Here is a 21,470-nt window from a genome sequence, read left to right on the forward strand (position 1 = left end):
TAATAAATCATGGTATAATGATAAAAGACTTACATACTATTTTTTCATTTTGAAAGGAGCTTGAAAAATGTATTCTACTTTAGAACAATTAACAAAGCACCCTGTATTTTATCATTTTGCAGAAATTTCAAAGATTCCTAGAGGATCAGGTAATGAAAAGGAAATTAGTGATTATTTAGTGGGCTTTGCAAAAGAGCGTAACTTAGAAGTCATTCAAGATGAAGCATTAAATGTCATTATTAAAAAAGAAGCAACAGCTGGTTATGAAAATGTACCAGCTATTATTATTCAAGGTCATATGGATATGGTTTGCGAAAAAAATCAAGCAACAGTACATGATTTTGAAAAAGATCCAATTGAATTAAGAATCATTGGGGATATGTTATATGCAAATCAAACAACTTTAGGTGCTGATAATGGTATTGCAGTTGCGTATGCATTAGCTTTATTAGATTCAAAAGAAATTACGCATCCAGCACTTGAAGTCGTTATCACTACTGAAGAAGAAACGACAATGGGCGGGGCTTTTGCTATTGATCCAAATCATTTTGAAGGAAAGATATTTATAAATATTGATTCTGAAGAAGATCATAAATTACTTGTAAGTAGTGCAGGTGGTGCGAAAGCTGTTGAAACAATTCCCGTAATTTGGGATGAAACGCCAGCGAATATGGATGCATACCGTCTATATATTGGTGGTCTAAAAGGCGGACATTCTGGTATGGAAATTGATAAACAACGCGGTAATGCGAACAAAGTATTAGGACGAGTATTACGTGATTTATCGGCACATACGGAGTTTAACATAAGTGAAGTTCACGGCGGATTAAAAACGAATGCAATTCCGCGTGAAAGTGTAGCTACACTTTTAATTCGTACAGAAGATGTAGGACAAGTAGAAGAAAAACTAGAATCATGGACACGTGTATTACAAGAAGAAATGCGTGCTGTTGATCCAGATGTTCATGTTACACTGACAAAATTGGATGAAAAAGTTGAAAAAGTATTTGCTAAAGAGACACAAAAGCAGCTTATTTCATCATTATTCTTAATTCCAAATGGCATTCAAAGTATGAGCATGGATATTAAAGGTCTTGTAGAAAGCTCAACAAATTTAGGCGTTATTGAAACGTTGCAAGATGAAATTAAATTACGTAACGAAGTGCGAAGTTCTGTAAGTAGTTTAAAACAACATGTTACAGAAGAAATCAAATATATTGCTGAATTAGTTGGTGCTACATTTGAAATAGAGTCAGAGTATCCAGAATGGCCATACAATCCAAACTCACAAATTCGTAATTTATTTGAAAAAGTGCATCAAGAAAAATACAATAAAGAAATTGAAATCTTCGCTGTGCATGCGGGGATTGAGTGTAGCGCATTCGTTCAAAAAATGCCTGAATTAGATGCAATTTCATTCGGACCAGACATTTTTAACGTCCACACTCCAGATGAACATATCAGTATCTCTTCTGTAGTGAATAACTGGGGATTCTTCATTGATGTAATGAAGGGTACAAAAGAATTAGCTAAGTAATAACGAAGAAATAAAAAGGAGTCTATAAAAATTTATAGGCTCCTTTTTTGTATTGGAATTTATCTCGCAATTTGCCGGGCAGTCCGATTGGTTTAACTAATAATCAGTGGGGGATGAATAAAACCACTACTGATTAAAGTTTCACTTTATGAGAAGTCATTTTTCGTTAGTATGTAATATTAAGCTTGAACAATTAATAAGGATGAATTGTTGATGTTTTTTAGTACTGATGAAGGGGTGGAGAAATGAAGGAAAGAAAGCATTTTATTGTTTGTATGTTTTTATTGTTTTTCACATTTAGTTTTATTGGTGTTCAGAAAATAATAGCAGAAGAAGTTGAATTTTCAGGAACAACAGCTCCATTGAATGTAAATGTTAGAGAGGCAAAAAGTTTAAATGCAAATATTGTAGATGTGATTCCCGGAAATACAAAAGTATCTTTTAAAGGATGGGAGTATGGTGAAACGGTTAAAGATTATTGGACAGGAAATTTAGATAATCGTTGGTTTTATTATTTTAAAGATGGAAAAAAAGTATATGTAACGTCAGCGTATATTAATGGAAATCCTCCAAATACATCAATAGATCGTAAATTATTTGTACCTAACATATTACAAGAAAGATCAAATTGGTGTTGGGCAGGCACTTCGGTTTCAGTTTTAAATTATTTTGGGAAAACTCCTTCACAAGATCAGTACGTTAGGTATGTTAAGGGTGGATCATATAATAATCCTGCAACTTCACGTGAAATACAATATGGATTATCAGGATACGGTGTTAGCTCAGCTATAAGTTCTGGAGCAAAATCTTATGATTGGTTCAAAAGTCAAATTAATAGTAATCAGCCGATGATTGCACTCATTATGTGGCAAAATGGAGCTAACATCGGACACTTTCTAGTACTTGATGGGTTTTATAAAGGGACAAATGGAACAGATTATATAACGTACATGGACCCTTGGTATGGTGATCATTATAATCATAATTTCAGTACGTTCCATAACAATAATAATTTTTGGTGGAGTGAAACTGTTTATAATATCCATGCAAACTAATAATATTAAAAGCGGGGGTTCATAAATGGGAAAACTACTTAAGCTTGTGATATTGTGCATGTGCTTAATGACCGTTATTATTTTCGCTAGTAAAATTAGTTATGCATCAAAAAATAAAAGTGAATCAGTACAATCGATCGCATTAAAAGATTATCAATATAGTAAGGGAAGTTCTTCTGAAAATTTAAGTTTTGAAAAAATAACAACATCTCCATTTTCGTTACCAATCTATGCAACAATTCCAGCACAGCAAATTTTAAATAGCTCTGAATTTAAGAATTTACTATTACCAACAAATGAAAAGCTGTGGTTTATTATGAAGGGTGAGCAGCCAGAAGGACTAATTGTTGCGAATGATACTGAACCGATTCGAACGGGCGGAGAAAATAGAAGTAAAGATTTATATGGATTATATACAGCAATAAAGAATAATACAAATGAAACAAAAGATATTAGTTATTTTGAATTTGAAGGGCAAGGAATATTGGTAGTAAATCAAAATAATGATCAAGAAATATACCTTAGTAAAGGTGCCGCTGCCATATTAAAACTTCCTGCTGGTCAAAAAGTATTGAGCAGTGAAGTATTACAGAAAATGAAAGAGAGAATTGTAACTGCTTTTGAATAGTTAATTATAAACTGAATAAATATATATGTATTTAGTATGAAATTTCATGTACTGTATTATTTTCAAAAATAATACAGTACATGGTATAAAAAGGATAACAAGAGAAAAGAGTGTAAGATATTATGAAAAATGATGATTATAGTAGGAAGAGTTGATTCTTACTTGTTTTGTATAGAGTTCGATCAAATTGCACTTCACATTTAAAATATTTAAATAATTCAAATAGAAAAGCTTGACCTTCACACTATGTAAAGGTTTACAGTAAGACAGAAAAGGAGGTTAAGAAATGAAAAAAATAACGAATTTGTGTATGAGTGCTATACTAACCACATCTATTTTCGGTGGTTATGCTCTAGGGAAGGGGATTGAGAAAGTTCAGGCGAAGGAAATTGAAAAAACGCAAAGAAAAGATATGAAGAAAGTAGAGGTGCGAAAACAAGTAGGAAAGTATACAATGCCAGATGAAAAAAGCAAACATGAAGGAACATGGTTACAATGGCCTCATGAATTTACATATGGGCAAAAATATCAGCAAGAAGTAGAGCCAATTTGGATTCAAATGACAAATGCTTTAAGCAAAGGCGAAAAAGTTCATATTGTTGCATATGATCAAGAAGAAAAAGAAAGAATTACTGAGGTTTTAATAGATCACGGGGTGAATATGGGGGAAATTGATTTCTTTATCGCACCTACTGACGATGTATGGACAAGAGATACTGGACCAATTTTTGTTTATGATAATGACAAAAATCTAAAGATATTAGACCCAGGATTTAACGGATGGGGAAAGAAAACACCATATAAGAAAGATGCTCGTCTTCGTGAGAATCTTAGTAAACAGTTAGGAATTGAAAGAATTGATTGGAATAAATTTGTTCTTGAAGGTGGCGCATTTGAATTAGATGGTAATGGAACTGTTTTACTAACTAGAAGTGCTGTGACGAATAAAAATAGAAATGCAAAATTGTCAGAAAAAGATATTGAAAAATATATTAGTGACCTTGGGGTAACAAATTTTATTTGGTTAGATGGAGTACCTAACTTAGATATTACTGATTTTCATATTGATGGATTTGCAAAATTCCACGATAAATCTACTATTATAACGTTAAACAAAAAAGATTTAGCTGAATGGGGAACGTCTGATAAAGATATTAACAAGTTGTTGCAGGCAAAAGATGCTGAGGGTAATAAGTACAAGTATGTATATCTGCCGTTAAGCAAGCATAATGTTACATTAAAAAACGGAAAGGAACTTGATTATAAAGGTTCATATATTAATTATTATATAGCGAATCAAGTTATCTTAGTTCCTAACTATAATGACCCTAATGATAAAATAGCAAATGAGATGATTCAAAAACTTTATCCTGATCGTAAAGTCGTGGGGGTTGATGTAAGAGAGCTTTATAAAAATGGTGGTATGATCCATTGTATTACTCAACAACAACCAATTAATTTAAAATAATATATTTATAGTGTTTAGGGAAGTTTTCTATTTCTTATGAGAACCTGTTTATCCATAGGATAGGTAAAGATGCGATGGCGTTTTTACCTATTTTATTGTATTTTTTATCCTGCATTAACGGGCAGCTTGAATGATTAAAGTTTCACTTTATAAGTTAAGTATACCTTTCCTATAAACTGAAGAAACCCACCCTTTTTGAAAAAAGCTTAATCAAAATGGATGAATTTTCTACATTAAAAGCTATACTTGCTGTTACGGAAGAAACATTATCTAAGGTATGTTTTTACCTTTTAAAAGTCGTTTGAAGCCCTTCAATAAACCGTCTAAAGAGTCCTCTATTATTGGAATTTTAAAAGTTTCTGGTACAATTAGTCTTACTAAAATATCTAAATACAATCTATATTTTTTCTTTTAGCAAGTCATACATGCCCATTACCTTCAGAATACAGAATTACCTTGAATAATAAAAGTTCAGCGACTTTTCTGTTTTTATTTGTAAATGAAACACATTATACTTGGCCAATTATTGTGCAACCTTTTCGAATAAATGATTTTCTTTATTTGAAAATAAGGGTGCATCTATAAAACCATAATGATACACTAAAATACCTAATTCCACTCTAGAATTAATATGCCATTTTTCTTTAATATGATTAATTATCGTTGAAATTCTTCGAGGGGTAACATATATTTTTTTTGAAATTTCTACATCTGTAAATCCTTTTGCTACATAAATAGCCACTTCTAACTCTCTTTCGGTCAACATTCTTTTCATAAAATACGCTCCTTCGAAATTATTTATATAAAAATCAAAAGAAACTATTAAAAGAAATAAAGGTGAAAAATCATATTTATTTTAATCAAGCTATTTGCGGATAGTAAGACTCCTACCTCAAAATTTAGATGTGGCAAAGAAGTCGAACTCCCTGTAAAAGCCTGCCTGGAGTGGACTAATAATCAGTGGGGGGGAATAAAACTCCCATTAATTATTAGTGAACCATATTTTAATAATTTCTCGTATTGTGATATAAGTTTGTAAAAGAAACTATAAATCCATATAATTAGTAATTGTAACTATATTAATTTTACATTACATTAAAAGTTGGGAAATATTCTTATACTCATAAAGTGTTACATTTGAGGGAGGAAAGATGGAATTCTACAATCTTGGTATTATTATTAAAGAACTTAGAAAGAAAAAAAACATGTCACAATCTGAATTATGTCATGGAATATGTTCACAAAGTCAAATTAGTAAGATAGAAAAAGGTATTATTTATCCATCTAGCATATTGTTGTATCAATTATCTGAAAGACTTGGTATTGATCCAAATTATATATTCGCACTAACCAAAAATAAAAAAATAAAATATATTGAAAATGTAAAATGTGTAATGAGAGATTGTGTGAAACAAAAACAATATAATGAGCTTTACGAAATAGTAAAAAAAGAGAAAGATGAGAATAATTTTCAATCAAAAGAAGATAAACAATTTCTATTATGGCATGAAGCGATTGCTATATATTATGTAAATGGAGCAACAAGTAATGCCTTTGACATTTTAAATAGAGCACTAAAACAAACCTTAAGTAGTAGTAACTTTTTATCAGAAAAAGAAATAAGCATAATGAATTCAATTGCTATAATACATGCAGAAAATGAAGAGTATGAGAAAAGTATAAATATATTAAAACAAAGTTTAATTAATTTTAATAAGATAGAATTTCCTAGAGAAAAAGAAATCAAATTAAGACTCATTCATACGTTAACAAAATGTTTACACCTTGCAAATCAATATGAAGAAGCAATAAAGTATAGTGAAATAGGTATAAAATTAGCGATAAATATGAATACTTTATACTTATTAGGTGAATTATTTTTTGAAAAAGGTGCAATTTTATTGAAAGTTCAGCACTCTAATGAAGTTGGTTTAACAGACATAAAAAAAGCATTATTTATATTTGAACTAACTGAAAGAAAACAATATATAAAAATGATCAAGGAAAAATATATTAAAAATCAAGAATAAACAAGAAAGAATTCTAACATAAACTATTCCTAATTGTTATTTATTTCTAAAAAAAGTACTGTAATACGAACTATTCCTAATTGTTGTTTATTGCTAAAATAAATACCGTAATATTAGATAAATATAAAGGGTGGCATTTTATGAAATCAAGAGGAATTACTCGTAAAGCAGATAGCATGGGGCGTATTGTTATTCCAATGGAAATAAGACGGAGTTTAGGAATTGTAGAAAAAGATTCTCTTGAAATGTTTATAGAAGAGGACCAGATTATTTTACGAAAATATCAATCTCCAAGAGCTTGTGCACTTACAGGGGATATTTCAGACAGCAATATTTCGTTAGCGAATGGGAAGATTATTGTAAGTCCAAACGGGATGGAACTGTTAATAAAGAAGTTACAGCAATATCTTTTAAAATAAAGTGAAACTTTAATCAGGGGGAGTTTTGTTCATCCCCACTGATTATTAGTTGAACCAATCGGACTGCCCGGCAAATAGCGGGGTAAAAGGTAAGTAAGAACTTTAAAATAGAATATACTTGAAAAAAATTCCTCTATCAATTTAGGGGTTTTTTTATTGTTATCAATAAAATTGAGGGGCCGTAGTTCGTTCAATGGAATACGAATTACTTCATGAATAATCTGACTATTTTTTATAAAAAAACTATTCATTTACATTTTTTGGTTTCGTGTTATATTTTTAATGTTAACATAGTTGTATTGAAAATTCTGATTTTAAAATTAGGAAAACTTTAGAAAATGAAAGAGATTTTTAAATTAAATTTACCAATTCAATAGAGGTTCGTCGGGGAAATGTACCTAAGAAGAAATCTCTTATAATCCACGTTTTTTATTTGTAAATCGGTAGTTCTAATAGCTCTGACGAAAAGCGAAGGAGCAAAAAAGAAATGGATAGTTTGTTTAATAGAAGATAGGGTATAAAAAATAAAACAACGGAGGTTTTATAATGAATAAAGGAATACTGCAGATTACAGAAATTGAAGAAATTAGCATTCCTAATGTATTGAAGGATAAAATGAAGAATCTGATAGAAAATGAATTGAAAACTCATAATCCTTATACTTGTGATCAAGAAATAGCAGCATATTTTTCAAAAGAGTGGCTTAATTGTTTGATTGACTATTCAAAGAAAAATCCGAATTCAGATATGAAAAACCTACTACATATAATAAAAATAGCGAATTGTGGCGGAAACGTACCACCTACTCTTATTAAAAATACTCCATGTGATCCTATGGAAACACTATTACCTGGGGAAAATCGCAGAGGTTTTAATTATGGCGAAGACGAACACGATAGAATGAAAAAATATTTTTATGCAGAATGGGTCACATGGCTTTTTGCCACACTTTTTAATTATGATGCTTTAATTCACCCATCCGAACATGCAGGGAAAAATAGATTTCATCTTATTTCACCTTTAAACAACGATGAAGTTTTGCGAAATGTCGGTGCAAGCACCGGTGGCGGGAACTTTTATCAACATAATGATGCCACAGTGTATACAGATATGAAAGACCAATCAGATATTGAAGCAAGATTGAAAACATTCAATACGAATTTAGAAATTGTATCAAATAGACTTAATAAATCCGTGGAACGAATAGTGTCTGAAATTACTTGTGGAAAATTTACTAGAGTTGATGCTCTTTTATTAAAAGGAGTGTTAAATTTAAAAACTCAAACTCATATTGGAACGCCAAAATTACTGCAAAAGCATCTTGAAGAAAATCACTTCAGTAAAGATGACATATTGGCGGTAAGTAAAATGCCTATTGCTCATATCGCAGGAATGGCTGATGGTGAAATATCGGGATTTGTAGGAGAAATAAACCAAATTATATTTTTAGATGATAATGGTGATATTATTGCAACTTGTTTGAATGGAGCGGAAAATAGATTAATTTATGTGGGAGAAAGTGAAGAAGAAAAATTGAAATTTGACATGTTTTTAGAACTCTTACGAACAACGCCTACTTATAAGGTTCCACTTACATCTGAAGATTTATTACTTATACCAAATTCATACTATGGTAAACAAACAAATGTAACTCATGGTAGGGAAAGGTTATCTGAGGAAGAATATAAAATCCCGATTGGAAACAATAAATATGGAAGAAGAATTGTTTGCAGACAATACGTTTCCAGTCGATTACGTGATCAAAAAGAAAGTTACTTTACAGATTTAATTAACTAGTTTAAAGAGAGGAGGGACGATGGGGAGGTTTGGGTTATAATAGCTCAAGCCTCCCCATATTCTTTGTATGGATTTTACTATTGAATTACTTATACTACTATTTTTAGTAGCTGTATTAGCAGGATGGATAGATACGATTGCTGGGGGCGGTGGTATGATAACTATCCCGATAATGTTATTAGTAGGTATGTCTCCTTCTGTAGCGATAGCGACTAATAAACTACAAGGGAGTAGCGGAACTCTCATGGCAACAGTGTTTTTTATTAAGAAGAAAGAAATTAATCTTAAAGAAATGCGTTTGTCCATCTTAATGACCTTTTTGGGATCAGTTTTGGGTGGATGGCTTGTTTTACAGATACGAGCAGAATATTTAATCATGATATTACCTTTTTTACTTATTATTATTGGTCTTTATTTTCTATTATCTCCAAATATAGCAAACGAAGATCGACCGAGAAAAATAAGTATGTTGTTGTTTGCGTTAACAGTGGCTCCATTCCTTGGATTTTATGATGGTTTCTTCGGCCCAGGAACAGGTAGTTTAATTGCTTTAGCATTCATTCTTTTATGTGGATATAGTGCTACGAGAGCAACTGCAAATGCTAAAATCTTGAATTTTACAAGTAATTTCGCTGCTTTGTTATATTTTATTATTTTTGGCCAAATCGATTGGACAATTGGGTTGATTATGATGCTTGGTCAAATTATAGGATCGTATATTGGAGCGAAGATGGTGCTTACAAAAGGGACGTCATTAATACGACCAATAGTGGTTATTGTTTGCTTTGTCATGGCAATTAAAATTTTTTTACAAAATATAAACTGAATGTAATCAATATATTATTTGGATCAAAGTTAGAGTGTTTTCATGTTCTTATTGCAGTATTACGCTGTTTAAGATGTGTTCAAAATTACACAATTTGACTAGTGTAATGTATTGCGTTATGCTTTTTTTAGTATAAAAGAAAGGCTTGAAGATAATGATTCGTCGTTTGAGAAAGCTAAAAAATGTAGCTGTCGTAGTAAGCTTCTAAGTAAATAGCAAAATATATAATACTTAGAAGCGAGGAATAAAGTTATGAAGTATCCATTATTTAATCATTGGTCAGAAACAAAGTATATAAAAGATATAGTAACAAATCCACTCATTGAAGTAGGAGAGTACTCCTATTATTCAGGCTATTATAGCCATCAAAATTTTGAAGATGGCTGTGTAAGGTATTTGTGGGGAGATGCTAAGTCTCAAGCACTTTTCAATCCAATTGAACAGATGGGATGGCATCTTGATAAACTCATTATTGGGAATTATGTTTGCATTGCAAGTGGGGTAGTCATTTTAATGGGTGGTAATCATAATCATCACTCAGAATGGATTACAGTATATCCATTCGCTGAGCAAATCAAACAATCATATGAACCAAAGGGCGATACAGTCATTCAAAGTGATGCTTGGATTGGAATGAATGCTATAATAATGCCTGGCGTTACTATTGGTGAAGGGGCAATTGTTGCTGCAGGATCTGTCGTAAGTAAAGATGTTCCGCCGTATACAATAGTTGGTGGAAATCCTGCTAAGGAAATAAAGAAACGATTCACTGATATAGAGATAAATATGTTAATGGAAATGCGTTGGTTTGATTGGGATAGGAAATTGATCGAGAAGGCAATTCCGCTGTTATCTAGTCCATCCATCGAACCATTATTTGCTTTTTATAAAAATGAAGTGAAAAATAAATAAATCAGTTAGAAAAACTACATCCAGTATAGGGTGTAGTTTTTTTATTACAAAAAACTAATAGTTTAGACTAAATAAAATTCATCTCTAATATAGGTCTAGCAAATAGCTGAATTGAATAATTAAAATCCTTGATAGCTAATAAAGCATTAACGGGCAGTAAGACTCCCACTGATTAAAGTTTCACTTTATTTTTTGTAAATATGGAACAAATGTAGCATCTAGATTGTCTATTAATTGTAATCCTAAAAAATATGAAAGTGCGAATCATTTTGAAAAATATAAGGGGATTAAAAATAGGGATATGTGTGGGAGTACAAAGTATCAGGGCACCTAAAAGTGTCGGATGAGATGGTCTATATGAAAGCGATCCTAACGTCTAATATGTATATATAATTTGAGAACACTGTCTATTTTTTTGAGATTATGTTAGAATAACGGTTTTTTTGAGTACAAAGGTATTGGAGGTAACAGAAGTGAAAGGTATGTTTTGCAAGAGATTTATTGCAATAGTAACAGTGCTTACACTATTTTTTAGCATGTTCGTTACATTTGGAAGAGCAGCAGCGGAAACAGTTTCTGCTATAGACGTTGAAGCGGGATCAGCAATTTTAATAGAAGCAAATTCCGGAAAAATTTTATATGAAAAAAATGCAGATGAATCATTGGCAATTGCTAGTATGACAAAAATGATGAGCGAATACTTAGTTCATGAAGCGGTGGATAAAGGAAAACTTAAATGGGATCAAAAAGTTAAAATCTCTGAATATGCACATAAGATTTCGCAAGATCGTTCATTATCAAACGTTCCATTAGAAAATGGTGGCTCTTATACGGTAAAAGAGTTATATGAGGCAATGGCAATTTACTCTGCAAATGGTGCAACAATTGCTTTAGTTGAACAGATTGCTGGTAAAGAAGTCAATTTTGTAAAAATGATGAACGATAAGTCGAAAGAGTTTGGAATGAAAGATTATAAATTTGTAAACTCTACAGGCTTAACAAATCAAGATTTAAAAGGATATCACTCAGAAGGGACAACTCTAGACGAGAAAAATAAAATGTCTGCAAGGGATTGTGCAATTTTAGCGCAACGTCTTATTCAAGATTTCCCCCAAATATTAAATACAGCAAAAATCCCTAAAAAAACATTCCAAGAGGGTGGTAAATATCCAATTGATATGGCGAACTTTAACTGGATGTTAAAAGGTTTAATTAAGCAATATGAAGGTGTAGATGGTTTGAAAACAGGAACGACTCCAGAAGCGGGAGATTGTTTCACTGGTACAGTAGAAAGAAATGGTATGCGCCTAATTTCTGTAGTGATAAAAGCAAAATCTCATACGGCACGTTTTGATGAAACAAAGAAATTATACGATTATGGATTTGCGAATTTTGAAGTGAAGAATTTCTATGGAAAAGATTCAGTAATAAAAGGATATGAAACAGTTCGAGTGGCAAATGCAAAAGACAAAGATGTAGTAGTTCAAACGAAGCAAGCTGTTTCACTTCCAATGTCGAAGGGCAATAAAGACATTTATAAAAAAGAATTTAAAGTATTGAATAAAGAACAAGAAGCGCCTATTAAAAAAGGTGTAACAATTAGTAAAATGATTATTTCGCCTAAAGATAATACAGATCCTGGGTTCTTATCAGGTAAATCATTACAAATAGACCTTGTAACAAAATCTGATGTGGAACAAGCAAAGTGGTTTACACGTTTTATGCGTAAAACAGGATCTTTTTTTAGTGGTATGTGGGATAGTGCGATTGATATAATAAAAAGCTAATTTTATAGGATACAACTAAATGTTTCACTTTATAAAAATTTAATAAAATCTTTTCTTTGTATTAAATGTTTTGTTTTAAATTATGTATATAAAGAAATGGAGGTAAAATTAACTTTGTACTGCTTATATTAGAAATTTAAAGAAACAATATGTACAATTCTACACTACATTCTTATAGTGGCCTTTATGAACAGCAAGATTTATATTTTACAAGGAGAACATTTTATGAGTAAGAGAATAAAAGAATTAGATTCGATACGAGGGTTAGCGGCACTTACTGTGGTATTTGGACATTTTTGTTTAATGCTACCATCGTTGCCTAATTCTATTAAATTTTCCCCGCTTAGGTTTTTATGGGCGGGTGGGGAAGCTGTTATCGTTTTTTATGTACTAAGTGGTTTTGTGTTATCTATGGCACTTTATCATTCAAAAACAAATTATTGGGGATATTTAATTAAGAGATTTGTAAGAATCTATATTCCTTATTATTTTTGGATAATCGTTACCTTTGTTTTATTTATTTTATTTTCGTCGTATGAAGTGGTAGGATTACGGGATTGGTTCTATGATAGGTGGCAAGGGTCTATAACAAAATTAGATATTCTAAACCACTTTGTGCTTCTTAATAACTTTTTTACGGAAAATTATAATCCAGTTATTTGGTCATTGGCTCAAGAAATGCGTATATCTATTGTGTTTCCTTTGTTATTCCTTCTTTTTTATAAACTGAATTGGAAGAAAACGATACTATTTGCTTTGAGCTTTTCATTAATTAGTGTTGTTCTTAATATGTTGCATATTGGGAAAGCTGAAGGATTTTATAATGGTTATGCTGATACACTGCATTTTACATCTATGTTTATGGTTGGAATGTTACTTTTTAAGTATCAGGAAAAACTTATCTACTCATATAGGAATATGAAAAAATTTAAAAAAGGATTTCTTATTGCATTAGGGGTTATCCTATATTTATATTCCATTTTAATTTATGGTTTTTCCCGTAATGATACAACTTTCTTATTAAAAGATTGGGGTGTCGTAATGGGGGTTAGTATATTTATTATAATGGCTATGAGTAACCTAAAAGTAAAAGCATTTCTAAATAAGAGTGTATTTGTATATTTAGGAGAAATTTCATACAGTATCTATTTGTGTCATTTTCCAATCATGATGGTACTATTTAAACTATTGTATACAAAGATACCTATCTTTTTCCTTCTTACTTTGTGCATTGCAATGACACTACTTTTTTCTATAGTTTCATATCATTTAATCGAAAAGAAATGTATCAACTGGGCAAAACAAAGAACAATAAATTTTTTGAAAAAAGTATAATTCCTAGATAGATTTTATTTCTTTAGTAAATATATGAATATGACCGATTCCTAAGTATACTTAGGAATCGGTCAATTTTAGATTCTAAATGTAAATATAGTAAAGTGGAATATAATTGAAATCGAAAACCACTTAGAAATAACAATTACGGTGTGAGCTATTGTATAGTATAGATATGGTTAACAATAAAGGGGGAATACATATGTGGAAGCGATTTGTAGCAATTGGCGATAGTTTTACAGAGGGGATAGGGGATGAAGTTGAGGGAATTGCATTAAAAAGCTGGGTAGATCATTTTGTTCAACTGTGTGAAAATGATATAGAATATGCCAATTTTGCAAAGCGTGGGTTAGTAACTAAAGAAATTCAATCGCAGCAATTGGAAAAGGCGCTAACTTTTAATCCAGATTTGGTTAGTCTCATTGCAGGGGCAAACGATGTTTTAAAAGGACGTTGGAATCATGATGCATATAAGAACGATATGGAATTTATGATAGATACATTAAGTAAAGCAGGGGCTGATATTATTATAGCAAACCTTCCCGATTTTACAGTTAGGCTTCCTTTTGCTTCTGAAAAAAAACAAGTAATAAAAGAACAATTATTAGAGGCAAATGAAGTTATACATTCACTGAGCAGAGAGTATAAGCTTCATCATGTTGATTTTTGGAATCATCATTTAGTTAATGACAATACGCTTTGGTCTAAGGATTTAATTCATCCAAACTCAAAAGGATATGTAAAAGTTGCTGAATTAATTTTTAGTAGTTTGCCTGTACAGAAGACAAAATAATAGTTTGCAATGTAACGAATATGATATTAATTGTATGAAGCTATGTTTTTTAGTAAATAGAAAGAACTAAACATTTAGCAAACAAAGCGTTTCTACGATATATTTCTACAGTAGTGCACAAATACAGAATCACAAAGAAAGATCACTTATGGAAATAGGTGGTCTTTAAATGTTTTTATAACTAAATTAGTATATACTGTATTACTAACAGTTTCGTACTACATAAAAATTAAGTTCTCTTATAGAAAAACTGATTTTATATTATCTTAAAATATAATAAAACGTTCAAATCATATTTTGGGTATGTATCTTAATTGTGAATGATGTGTAATTTTTTTTGAAGTATAAATATCCAATAAATAAAATAGGTAGTAGCTGCAGAAGTATTAATACTATATTATTCAATTCTTGTTATGAGTACATTAGTGATTGGTAATATTATATTTTTATTATCAACTTTAGTTATTGGAATTAATTTGCATAGAAAATATGTAGGATTAGAAAAAATATACTTTATTGTATATTTTTTTTGTTTAGTTGGATTTACGGTCTCTTTAAACTATTATGTTAATAAAATTAAAAAACTTAATTCTTAATACCCTTATGGTTAAAGCTATCTATAAAATGAAAATATAACTAAATAATAGTTTGTTATGATTTGTGGATTTGGTTTTTTATCCGAATTTTCTGATTCAAATATTTCAACTTTATGAATATAGTAGGTGAAATATTTGTGTGATAGTATTTGAGATAGAAAAAAGCCAACTTTAAAAAGGATGTGAATTGAATGTGTAAACGACTGTAAAGGGTTATATTAAGGCAACGTTTAGCTGTTATTAGTGTAAGGTAAAGATATATTTTGTAACAGTTGATATAAAAATGAAGGAATAGGTACGCTTTCGTTTGTCTGACTATTTTAAATATACGAAAAATAAGACTGATTTGAGTTTTGACGAAGTTAAATTCTAGGTGAGGTGTCAATACTGATTAATTAGGTTTAATAAAGAGGTACCTTATACGCAAAAGCGTTTATATTAGTAACCTAAGGAGCTTGCTTTTATGAAAACTACTGATTCAAAAGGCCTATTAGGAAATAGGGTTTATTTACAAGTTTTCTCTGCCTATTCATTGCTTATGCTTGGTGTTTTTATTGATATGTTAGCGATTATGACTATAGTTGGGTTTGAATGGGAAGTAGATCCTACTATGATTGGATTGATTCCTGTTGCATATGCACTTCCTGGAATTATTTTTGGCTCATGGGCAGGTGTTATTGCGGATCGTTTTAGAAAAATTCCAATTATGATGTTCTGTAATCTAATGGTTGGTCTAATAACAATTGCTCTTTTATTTGTACAAGATATCCACTGGCTCTTAGTGGCATTAATGATTCGTTCTATTTTTATTGTTTTCTATTATCCTGCACAGCAAACACTAACAAGACAGATTGTATCCCCGGACTTGCTTACTAAAGCAGTAAGTATCAACGGAATAGTAGAGCAGGGTACAAAGATAGTAGGCCCACTTATAGGGGGCATGTTGCTGAGCTGGTTTCAACCAGAGTTCTGCCTCATTATAAGAGCTATAAGTTGTTTATTAGCTACCTTAGTTCTCATACCCACAATAAAATTTAAAGAAACTATATCGAAAGAATTTGTTGAAAAGCAAAAACAAAGTACTTGGACCGCTTGGGTACAAGGGTGGGGTTATGTGTTATCTAATCGGATAATATTATCAACCATGATTTTCGTTACAATAGCCATGGCAGTATTACAATTAGTAGACTCACAATTCCCAACTTTATTTAAGAGCTTATTCCCACATGATAAAAGTAAAATGGGATATATCATTTCTATTATTGGTCTTGGCGGAATACTTGGTGCATTACTAACTCAGAAATTAAAACAATTTCAATATGGCTGGGTAGTATGTGGAGGTATGGTTTTAATGGGAATTGGTTTTGGGGGGATTGGTTTGATAACGCCCGGTACGGTCTTCGTTTTAGCTTATTTAATTAGTTTTATCGCTGGTATCGGAAGTGGGCTGATGCTTGTATCTAATCAAGTCATTTTACAAATAGAATCCGATCAAGATCAAGTAGGAAGAGTATTTGGTATACAAAGCAGTTTAACAAACGCAGTTCTAATTATTTCTCCTGCTATGAGTGGTCCATTAGTGCATTTGTTTGGAGTAACTCAACTCTATGTTTATGGAGGGATTGGACTTGTTATTATTGGAGTAATTGGAGTTTCACTGCAGAAATATTTATGGGCTAAACATAAACACGAACCTATAAGAGCAAATAATTTTTGAAGGGAAGATTTTTATGACCAATGAGGAATGCTATCCATTAAGCCATCCGCAGCGAAGAATATGGTATACAGAAGTTATTCATTCTGATAAAGGAATATGTAATTTAAGATTTTTATTTAAACTTCATCGGAAAATGAATTATTCAAAATTAAACCAAGTTGTGAATCGCGTTATCAGTGAAAATGACGGTCTGTGCATTAGGTTAAAAGAAAATGGGCATCAGGAACCGAAACAATATTTTATTAAACATGAAGAACAAGAATTTGAGTTTTTTGATTTCAGTAATGTGGAGAATACAAATTTGCTTGAGGAATGGATTGAGCAGAAAACAAAAGAAACATTTACATTATTTAATTCGAATTTATACTATTTTGCTTTAATAAAATTAAACGATAACGAATGTGCAGTCTTTGGAAATGTTCATCATATTATTATGGATGGTTTATCAATTCAAATATTTACTGAGCAGATTGCAAAATATTATTATGACATGCATAACGAGAATGAGGAAGGCGAAATTAAAAATTCATATGTTCAATTTCTGACCAACGAACAAACATACTTGAATAGTAGTCGCTTTCAAAAAGATCAAAAATTTTGGTTAGAGGAATTTAAAACACTGCCATCTGTGACTGGATTGAAGCCTTATAATACGTACCAAGTTAGTACAAAAGCATCACGTGAGACGTTTATATTAACGGAACATTTGAAGAGAAAGATAGAAAAAATTTCTGAAGATTACAAAAATAGTTTATATACTCTTTTTGTTGCTGCTTTTTCGTTGTCCATGTATCGGTGGACCTCATCGCTTGATATTGGTTTAGGAATGGCTTACGGCAACCGTATGACTAAAATGGAACGAAAATTGATTGGAATGATGGTGAGTACAGTTCCTTTAAGAATGGATATTGATCCAGAAGAAGAAGTACTTTCATTTATTAGTAGAGTGTCCAGAAAACAAAGTAAATCATTAAGACACCAGAAATATCCATTTGATTTGTTATTAAAGCAGATTAATAAAGAGAATAACAGTAATGTGAGACTTTTCGGAACTACGATTGATTATAGGGATCGTGATGAAAGTGGTGACTCACTATGGATTCCAAACCGTGAAGAAGTACAAGATTTTGCAGTTCATATTGAAAATCTAATTGATATAGACTCTTTACATGTACATATTGATTATCGTGAGGAGCTATTTTCTAAGGAAGAGATAGAACGATTCTTTAACGTTATGCTAGTGATACTGGAAAATATTTTTGAAAACCCAAAGCAGAAGGTGGCTGAAATAGAAATCATTTCTGAGGAAGATAAAAGAAAAAGTTTAGTTGAGTTCAACAATCCTAAACTGGATGTCCCACCTCAAGTAACTATTCATGAAATGTTCGAACGGCAAGCGATGATTTATCCAAATGCTATTGCAGTTACGTATGAAAAAGAAAAAATTACTTATAAGGAGCTTAATGGACGTGCAAACCAGTTAGCTCATTATCTGCAGAAAAAAGGAGTAGGACCTGATACTTTAGTTGGACTGTGCGTTGAACGTTCCCACGAGATGATTGTAGGTATTTTAGGGATTTTGAAGGCTGGTGGGGCTTATGTCCCACTTGATCCAACATATCCAGAGCAACGACTTCAATATATTTTAGAAGATGCTAGCATTCAGTTATTCGTAACGCAAGAAAGTTTAAAAGAATTGAACTGGTTACCAGAAAATGTTGAGTCGATTTGCCTGGATCGTGATCAAGATGAGATTGGGAAAGAAAGTAAGACTTTGCCGGTTTCTAGTGTCGGTCCCAAAAATCTGGCATATGTAATCTATACTTCGGGATCAACGGGAAATCCAAAGGGCGTTATGATAGAACATCACAATGTCATTCGGTTATTTAAATCGACGGATTGTTGGTATCAGTTTAATGAAAAAGATACTTGGACGCTTTTTCATTCGTATGCATTTGATTTCTCAGTATGGGAAATTTGGGGAGCGTTATTATATGGTGGAAAATTAGTTGTTGTTCCGTACTGGATTAGTCGATCACCTAAGGATTTTTATCAATTATTGGTGGAGGAAGAAGTCACAGTTCTAAATCAGACACCTTCCGCATTTCGACAATTAATACAAGTGTGTGAACAAGAAGATAAGAATAAAAATTTGCAGCTGCGTTATGTCATATTTGGCGGAGAAGCGTTAGAACCTACTAGCTTGTTACCGTGGTTTCAAAGGTATGGGGAGAAAAACCCACAGTTAATTAATATGTATGGAATTACAGAAACTACAGTTCATGTTACATATTATCCAATTACTTTAGATGATGTGCAGCAGGCTTCAAGAAGTAATATTGGAAAGCGGATTCCCGATTTAGAAGTGTATATACTAGACGCTTATCAACAACCTGTTCCTATAGGTGTTGATGGTGAACTTTATATTGGTGGGGCAGGGCTTGCACGTGGGTATTTAAATAGACCTGAATTAACAGCAGAGCGTTTTATATCTCATCCATTTAGTAGTGATCTGAAAGCAAGATTATACCGGACAGGAGACTTAGCGAGGTATTTGCCAGATGGGAATCTAGATTATCGTGGAAGAATTGATCATCAGGTTAAAATACGTGGTTTCCGAATTGAGATTGGGGAAATTGAGTCTACTTTAAATACATATGCATATGTAAAAGAGGCAGTTGTAATTGTAAGAGAAGATCAGCCGGGCGATAAACGATTAGTAGCATATGTTGTAGGAGATGGAAATGTAGATGCGTGGAGAGAGTATCTTAAAGCGAAACTACCAAGTTATATGGTTCCTTCGGGATTTGTGGCGATGGAAGCTATTCCACTTACAGCTAACGGTAAAGTTGATCGTGAGGCCTTACCTATGCCGGAGGAAAAGCAGATTAATAGTGAATGTGTTGGCCCTCGGAATAGTAACGAACAGATACTAACTACCATTTGGAAGAGAGTATTAGGTGTTAAAAAGGTGGGAATCTATGATAATTTCTTTGAAATTGGTGGCGACTCAATTCTCAGTATTCAAATTATATCTCAAGCAAGTCAAGTGGGGTTAAAACTTACTCCAAAGCAAATGTTTGAATGCCCAACTATCGCTGAGCTGGCACAAGTGGCTATAGAAACGCAGGGAGTACAAGCGGAGCAGGGAATTGTGATAGGTGATGTGCCTCTTACTCCAATTCAGTGCTGGTTCTTCGAGCAAGAACATCCACATACAGAGCATTGGAATCAATCAATGCTTTTAAGAGTAAAAGAAAGATTGGATGTGAAATTACTAGAGGGAGCGATATTAAATTTACTGAAACATCATGATGCTTTACGTTTCCGGTACGAACAGTTACCAAACGGAACGTGGAGGCAGAGAAATGAAGGGACTGATGAGCTGTCAGTACTCCATGTTGTAAAACGGAATCAAGTTAATGAAAAAGAGTGGAATAAAATAATACAAGAAGAGATGAATATTCATCAAGCTAGTTTCAATTTAATTACTGGTCCGTTAATGAAAGTAGTGTACTTTGAAGATAACTTGACTGAAAATGATCGAATATTCTGGGTGATACATCATTTAGTAGTAGATGGAGTGTCATGGAGGATTCTATTGGAAGATTTACAGGTGGTATATAACCAGATGAAACAAGGTCAAGAAATTCGCTTACCTGCGAAAAGTACATCTTTTAAAGAATGGTCTGAACGACTTCAGACATACAGTGATTCGGGTATTTCAAAAGAAGTAAAGGATTATTGGAATGAACAAGTAGAAAAAGAAACGATGAAAATTCCAATGGACTATCCAATACAAGAAACGACAGAAGAATCGATTGATCAAGTGACGAGGACTTTAGGAATAGAAGAAACACAAGCATTGTTATACGAAGTTCTAGTCACTCATAAGACAAGGATTGATGAGGTACTATTAACGGCATTAGGACAAGCTATCGTCGATTGTACAAATCAGCAAACCGTTTCTATTCATCTAGAAGGACACGGAAGAGAAGAGATGATTGAAGGTATTGATTTATCAAGGACAGTGGGCTGGTTCACGAGTATTTATCCCGTTCATCTCAATTTTCAAGGAACTCAGACACCTATTGAAGGGTTAAAGGCAGTCAAAGAACAATTGCGTCGAATCCCAAATCGCGGAGTAGACTATGGTATTTTACGTTACTTGAATAAAGGATTACTTCCGTTTTATCAGCAAAAGCCTTCAATAAGCTTTAACTATTTGGGCCAATTTGATCAGGTGTTTTCAAGGGACTCTTTGTTTATGCAAGAGACAGGATTTACATTTTTAGATCATGCTCCAGATTCCAAACCATCTCATCTAATTGATGTTATCGGAATGTTGAAGGATGAAAAGTTACATTTTATTTGGCTGTATAGTAGGGAACAGTTTTCTAAATTAAAAATTCAAGTGATAGCAGATGGTATGTTGAGGCATCTTCGTCAACTTATAAATAAACCAACAACAGAGTCTGCTTTTACGGTATCAGATTTTGCTGATGCAGAGGATCTTACGGAAGAAAGCTTGAGCAAAGTATTACTTAAATTAACAAAGAAGAGGGTGTAA

At 32.1% G+C, this 21,470-nt stretch carries 15 protein-coding genes; 14 read left to right on the forward strand and 1 reads right to left on the reverse strand.

Annotated elements, in window-relative coordinates; translation table 11 throughout:
- Nucleotides 1-67 precede the first annotated feature (67 nt).
- From pepD to ACTL4X_RS12055, 4 genes are all read left to right on the forward strand, one after another.
- Nucleotides 68-1,537: a beta-Ala-His dipeptidase gene (gene pepD / locus ACTL4X_RS12040; RefSeq protein WP_000287546.1), complete on the forward strand. Its 1,470-nt coding sequence runs from the start codon at nucleotides 68-70 to the stop codon at nucleotides 1,535-1,537.
- Nucleotides 1,538-1,782: 245 nt separating this feature from the next.
- Entirely contained in the window at nucleotides 1,783-2,592 is an 810-nt protein-coding gene (locus tag ACTL4X_RS12045) for a papain-like cysteine protease family protein (protein ID WP_000664544.1), read from the forward strand.
- 25 nt (nucleotides 2,593-2,617) lie between these two features.
- Nucleotides 2,618-3,220, forward strand: coding sequence for a hypothetical protein (locus tag ACTL4X_RS12050; RefSeq protein ID WP_000517259.1), 603 nt, complete (start codon nucleotides 2,618-2,620; stop codon nucleotides 3,218-3,220).
- Nucleotides 3,221-3,506: 286 nt separating this feature from the next.
- On the forward strand, nucleotides 3,507-4,688 hold the full coding sequence (locus ACTL4X_RS12055) for an agmatine deiminase family protein (RefSeq protein WP_000724488.1): 1,182 nt from the start codon (nucleotides 3,507-3,509) through the stop codon (nucleotides 4,686-4,688).
- 523 nt (nucleotides 4,689-5,211) lie between these two features.
- Here the strand turns inward: ACTL4X_RS12055 and ACTL4X_RS12060 are convergent.
- Nucleotides 5,212-5,463, reverse strand: a complete 252-nt coding sequence (locus ACTL4X_RS12060; protein ID WP_000827555.1) for a response regulator transcription factor — start codon at nucleotides 5,461-5,463, stop codon at nucleotides 5,212-5,214.
- Between the two features lie 376 nt (nucleotides 5,464-5,839).
- Between ACTL4X_RS12060 and ACTL4X_RS12065 the strand changes: the two genes are divergently transcribed.
- The 10 genes from ACTL4X_RS12065 (at nucleotide 5,840) to ACTL4X_RS12110 (ending at nucleotide 21,470) form a co-directional block, all read left to right on the forward strand.
- The gene (locus ACTL4X_RS12065) at nucleotides 5,840-6,718 is read left to right on the forward strand and encodes a helix-turn-helix domain-containing protein (RefSeq protein ID WP_000397979.1); all 879 of its coding nucleotides are present in this window, start codon (nucleotides 5,840-5,842) and stop codon (nucleotides 6,716-6,718) included.
- Nucleotides 6,719-6,858: 140 nt separating this feature from the next.
- Nucleotides 6,859-7,137 (forward strand): AbrB/MazE/SpoVT family DNA-binding domain-containing protein, encoded by a 279-nt coding sequence (locus ACTL4X_RS12070; protein ID WP_000842216.1) that lies wholly within the window; start codon nucleotides 6,859-6,861, stop codon nucleotides 7,135-7,137.
- 546 nt (nucleotides 7,138-7,683) lie between these two features.
- The gene (locus tag ACTL4X_RS12075) at nucleotides 7,684-8,934 is read left to right on the forward strand and encodes a hypothetical protein (protein WP_001032358.1); all 1,251 of its coding nucleotides are present in this window, start codon (nucleotides 7,684-7,686) and stop codon (nucleotides 8,932-8,934) included.
- Nucleotides 8,935-9,001: 67 nt separating this feature from the next.
- Nucleotides 9,002-9,760 (forward strand): TSUP family transporter, encoded by a 759-nt coding sequence (locus ACTL4X_RS12080; protein WP_000347994.1) that lies wholly within the window; start codon nucleotides 9,002-9,004, stop codon nucleotides 9,758-9,760.
- Between the two features lie 252 nt (nucleotides 9,761-10,012).
- Nucleotides 10,013-10,672, forward strand: coding sequence for a CatB-related O-acetyltransferase (locus ACTL4X_RS12085; RefSeq protein ID WP_000876937.1), 660 nt, complete (start codon nucleotides 10,013-10,015; stop codon nucleotides 10,670-10,672).
- Between the two features lie 473 nt (nucleotides 10,673-11,145).
- Nucleotides 11,146-12,459, forward strand: coding sequence for a D-alanyl-D-alanine carboxypeptidase family protein (locus ACTL4X_RS12090; protein ID WP_000677651.1), 1,314 nt, complete (start codon nucleotides 11,146-11,148; stop codon nucleotides 12,457-12,459).
- Nucleotides 12,460-12,645: 186 nt separating this feature from the next.
- Nucleotides 12,646-13,794 carry an acyltransferase family protein gene (locus tag ACTL4X_RS12095; protein ID WP_025687556.1) on the forward strand — a complete coding sequence of 383 codons (1,149 nt, stop codon included), beginning with the start codon at nucleotides 12,646-12,648 and terminating at the stop codon, nucleotides 13,792-13,794.
- 202 nt (nucleotides 13,795-13,996) lie between these two features.
- Nucleotides 13,997-14,587, forward strand: a complete 591-nt coding sequence (locus tag ACTL4X_RS12100) for an SGNH/GDSL hydrolase family protein (protein ID WP_000265880.1) — start codon at nucleotides 13,997-13,999, stop codon at nucleotides 14,585-14,587.
- A 1,059-nt stretch (nucleotides 14,588-15,646) separates the two neighbouring features.
- Entirely contained in the window at nucleotides 15,647-16,900 is a 1,254-nt protein-coding gene (locus ACTL4X_RS12105; RefSeq protein ID WP_000858613.1) for an MFS transporter, read from the forward strand.
- 13 nt (nucleotides 16,901-16,913) lie between these two features.
- Complete coding sequence (locus ACTL4X_RS12110) at nucleotides 16,914-21,470, forward strand: non-ribosomal peptide synthetase (RefSeq protein ID WP_086692360.1); 4,557 nt, start codon at nucleotides 16,914-16,916, stop codon at nucleotides 21,468-21,470.

Source organism: Bacillus sp. RE35 (assembly GCF_052146655.1).
GTDB classification, from domain to species: Bacteria; Bacillota; Bacilli; order Bacillales; family Bacillaceae_G; genus Bacillus_A; species Bacillus_A cereus.

Coding starts and splice junctions, on each gene's coding strand:
- pepD (WP_000287546.1), top strand. CDS start 68: ATGTATTCTACTTTAGAACAATTAACAAAGCACCCTGTATTTTATCAT.
- ACTL4X_RS12045 (WP_000664544.1), top strand. CDS start 1,783: ATGAAGGAAAGAAAGCATTTTATTGTTTGTATGTTTTTATTGTTTTTC.
- ACTL4X_RS12050 (WP_000517259.1), top strand. CDS start 2,618: ATGGGAAAACTACTTAAGCTTGTGATATTGTGCATGTGCTTAATGACC.
- ACTL4X_RS12055 (WP_000724488.1), top strand. CDS start 3,507: ATGAAAAAAATAACGAATTTGTGTATGAGTGCTATACTAACCACATCT.
- ACTL4X_RS12060 (WP_000827555.1), bottom strand. CDS start 5,463: ATGAAAAGAATGTTGACCGAAAGAGAGTTAGAAGTGGCTATTTATGTA.
- ACTL4X_RS12065 (WP_000397979.1), top strand. CDS start 5,840: ATGGAATTCTACAATCTTGGTATTATTATTAAAGAACTTAGAAAGAAA.
- ACTL4X_RS12070 (WP_000842216.1), top strand. CDS start 6,859: ATGAAATCAAGAGGAATTACTCGTAAAGCAGATAGCATGGGGCGTATT.
- ACTL4X_RS12075 (WP_001032358.1), top strand. CDS start 7,684: ATGAATAAAGGAATACTGCAGATTACAGAAATTGAAGAAATTAGCATT.
- ACTL4X_RS12080 (WP_000347994.1), top strand. CDS start 9,002: ATGGATTTTACTATTGAATTACTTATACTACTATTTTTAGTAGCTGTA.
- ACTL4X_RS12085 (WP_000876937.1), top strand. CDS start 10,013: ATGAAGTATCCATTATTTAATCATTGGTCAGAAACAAAGTATATAAAA.
- ACTL4X_RS12095 (WP_025687556.1), top strand. CDS start 12,646: ATGAACAGCAAGATTTATATTTTACAAGGAGAACATTTTATGAGTAAG.
- ACTL4X_RS12100 (WP_000265880.1), top strand. CDS start 13,997: ATGTGGAAGCGATTTGTAGCAATTGGCGATAGTTTTACAGAGGGGATA.
- ACTL4X_RS12105 (WP_000858613.1), top strand. CDS start 15,647: ATGAAAACTACTGATTCAAAAGGCCTATTAGGAAATAGGGTTTATTTA.
- ACTL4X_RS12110 (WP_086692360.1), top strand. CDS start 16,914: ATGACCAATGAGGAATGCTATCCATTAAGCCATCCGCAGCGAAGAATA.